This is a genomic window from Nostoc sp., assembly GCF_041747015.1.
Taxonomy (GTDB): Bacteria; Cyanobacteriota; Cyanobacteriia; order Cyanobacteriales; family Nostocaceae; genus Nostoc.
The window spans coordinates 1-3,214 of the sequence record NZ_JBGTFY010000342.1 but is presented as its reverse complement, the minus strand read 5'-3'; the positions used below and the strand labels follow the sequence as shown (position 1 = coordinate 3,214).

Genomic DNA, 3,214 nt, shown 5'->3' with positions numbered 1-3,214 from the left:
AATGCTTTTATTAAGGCGGAGTCAGTATTCAGGGAGGCAGTGTTTGCTCTTAAAGAGATACGCGATCGTAAACTGTACAGATCAAGTCATGCCACTTTTGAGGAATACTGCAAGGATAGGTTCAATTTTAAGCGCACCCGTTCCTATCAATTAATTGATGCTGCTGTGGTTTTGGAGAATTTAGAGAAATGTCCACTGCCAGTGGACATTTTACCGAGCAAAGAAACTCATTGCCGAGAAATAGCCAAACTTAAAGATCCAAAAGAACAACGGGATGCTTGGGTAGAAATAATAACAAATGGGGAAGTCGCACCCATTAAAGAGATTAGGTCAATTGTAGAGCGCATCAAAGAAAAAACTCGCATTCCCTATACCGAGTCATCAGAATATGCCGTTGGTGACGTGGTAAGGATAAAAGCTGGCTCTAACTCTACAATTAGATACTTAGATGGCTACTGGGGCATAATTGATCGCATATCCGACTATGCCTACCATGTTTGCATTAGTGTAAAAAAGGAGGTACTACCATGCAAGGATTTTGAGATGAAACGAGTAGAGTTAGGGGAAAAAGATAAGGCGGATTTTAAATTGGTGAGCGATCGCATTAAAAACCTAGCGGAGCGCGACGATTTGGAAACTACCGTTAGAGGCGTAATAGAAGCAATGCAGCGCAAAATTTACTTTTCTCCCGTCGATATGATGATGTTAGAAAAAGCCGAAGAAATTTACTCAGGAATAGATAGGGAACCTGTAATAAATGATACAATAGAAGTATAGATATCACTTATAAAACTATGATTACCAGTGAAAGAGAGCTTCAAAACGAACTCGTAATTCACTTAACTGAGCAAGGTTTCAATTGCCAGCAGTACGTGCCTTGCTCGGTTGGTATTGCGGACGTGGTTATTGATAACGCAGTAATAGAGCTAAAGCATTATCCTGACCGGGAAGCTTTGTTTAAAGCAGTTGGACAAGCGGTTCTTTATCGAGGAGCAATTGATAAAAACCTGGATGCAAAGATAATTTGTTCTTATTCTAGTGATATTTCCTTGTCAATTTTAGAAGCCGCAAGCGTTGCAGTTAAACAATTTGGACTAGAATTAATCCCTTGGGTAAAATACGATTCACTTATTTTTCAAACAGATTATAAATACAAGTTGTTCAACACTTGCACAATTGGGGATATCTGCTTGATTTCCAGCTTGTGCCAAGCGGAACTATTAAAATACAACAGGTGTTGGGGAATTGTTACCTGAAAATTGGGTCTAAAGCCCCGCACTTCAGGGCGGCTTTATATTAATACTATGTTATTTTATCTGCAATAATGTGTGATAAAATAAATACATGATAGTAAGAGAAGCCAAGCTACTAAACGGAAATAAGGAACAATACCAGCTTTTTGATGACGCAATTCGTACTGCTCAATTCATTAGAAATAAGGCAGTTCGTTATTGGATGGATAATCGAAAAGTTGGTAAAGCAGACTTATACAAGCTGTGCAAAGATTTAGCTAAAGAGTTTGCTTTTGCATTAAAACTAAACTCCGCAGCACGTCAAGCCAGTACTGAAAGAGCTTGGGCATCTATATCTAGTTTTTATAATCGCTGCAAGAAAGGAGAAAAAAAGAAAGGATATCCCAAGTTTAAAAAGCATTGTCGCTCAGTAGAGTACAAAGTTTCAGGCTGGAAACTGTCAGAAGATTGCAAAAGTATTGCTTTTACCGATGGGTTTGGCATTGGTACGCTATCTATGTACTGCAATGCTCAAACAAGAGAGGATTTATTTAGGCTTAAGATAAACCGCGTTCGAGTAGTGCGCAAGGCAGACGGGTATTATGCTCAATTCTGCTTTGATGCTGACCGCAAGGAAGAAGGGAAATATACTGGCAATGTTGTTGGCTTGGACTTAGGGTTAAAATACTTCACCAAAGACCAAAATGACAATGCAGTCATTTATCCTCAGTTCTTGAGAAAGTCGGAACGCAGGCTTAAAAAAGCGCAAAGGCGATTAAGTAAGAAGTTTGTCAAAGGCGCAAAACCTCAATCAAACAACTACCACAAAGCAAGAAAAAGACTGGGTAGAGTTCATCTAAAAATCTCACGCCAACGTAAAGACTGGGCAATAAAGCAAGCTCGGTGCGTAGTAATGTCAAACGACATTGTGGTTTATGAGGATTTGAAAATTGCAAACATGGTCAAAAATCACCATTTGGCTAAGTCTATTTCTGACGCTAGTTGGTATCAATTCACTCAATGGTTAGACTACTACGGGAAAATCTGGGATAAAGCAGTAGTGGCAGTTTCGCCTAACTACACATCCCAAGATTGCTCAAATTGTGGACATCGAGTGAAAAAGTCACTCAGCACTAGGACTCATTCATGCTCATCTTGTGGAGTAGAAATATGCCGCGATACGAACGCTGCAATTAATATCCTCACCAAAGGTATGAAAGTGTTAGGAGTTGATTGGAATAACAGTACCTTTGGGCAAAAGGAATCTGCCTCTTTTGAGGGAAAGCCTGGGGAGAAGACCGCCTCTACTATTGATGGGCAACTTGATATAGCAAGCGGACTTCTGTGAACTAGGAATTAGAATCCCCGACCGTTCACGGCGGGGAGTATGTCAATAAAGTATGTGAGTTCGGCTGTAATGTACGGTTGTGGCATGGTGAAATATTTGTAAATACTCAACATCTTAAAAAGCTAGACTTAGATATCAATCATGCACAACAAATATATTTAATGAGCGATCGTCTCTGTAAGTTTACAGGACGAGGCGACTTAGATGAAATTGATTTGATATTGCTAGACTTTCTACAAGCCCACACTATTTGGACTCAGCGTCAACTAGAACTATTGACGTACGTAGAGCAGCTTTATGGAATCAAGTAACCAATTAAAAAACCTCTTGCATAACAACGTACCTCGCTTTATTGAACACATAAAAGCGCGAGGTGGCGTAACGACTGATGAATGGAGATGGCTCCACTGCACTGATGAAAGCCCTTATTATCCAGAATATATACTAGCTAGAGCAGACGAGTATTTGCTTTACCCAAAAGACGATTATCACTTTTTAGACGGATTATTTGTACTTGTATTAGCAATGGCTATTATGAGCTTTGTTCCTGGAGGGGTAAGACTATTTGGCTTGCACTTTGATATGAGAATAGAAAACTTTGTGGAAGTAGATGGTAGCGGCGAAACCTGATTGT

General features: G+C 39.7%; 4 protein-coding genes and 1 pseudogene. All 5 read left to right on the top strand.

Translation table 11 applies throughout. From position 1 onward, the window contains the following. Positions 1 to 777: pseudogene (locus ACEW80_RS27600) on the top strand (hypothetical protein); the annotation flags it as partial. Between the two features lie 17 nt (positions 778 to 794). Then, complete coding sequence (locus ACEW80_RS27595; RefSeq protein WP_373529665.1) at positions 795 to 1,256, top strand: hypothetical protein; 462 nt, start codon at positions 795 to 797, stop codon at positions 1,254 to 1,256. A gap of 88 nt (positions 1,257 to 1,344) precedes the next feature. Further along, positions 1,345 to 2,580, top strand: coding sequence for an RNA-guided endonuclease InsQ/TnpB family protein (locus ACEW80_RS27590; protein ID WP_373529664.1), 1,236 nt, complete (start codon positions 1,345 to 1,347; stop codon positions 2,578 to 2,580). A gap of 77 nt (positions 2,581 to 2,657) precedes the next feature. Further along, the gene (locus tag ACEW80_RS27585; RefSeq protein WP_373529663.1) at positions 2,658 to 2,891 is read left to right on the top strand and encodes a hypothetical protein; all 234 of its coding nucleotides are present in this window, start codon (positions 2,658 to 2,660) and stop codon (positions 2,889 to 2,891) included. Next, positions 2,878 to 3,210 (top strand): hypothetical protein, encoded by a 333-nt coding sequence (locus ACEW80_RS27580; RefSeq protein ID WP_373529662.1) that lies wholly within the window; start codon positions 2,878 to 2,880, stop codon positions 3,208 to 3,210. Before ACEW80_RS27585 ends, ACEW80_RS27580 begins: the two co-directional genes overlap by 14 nt. Positions 3,211 to 3,214 lie beyond the last annotated feature (4 nt).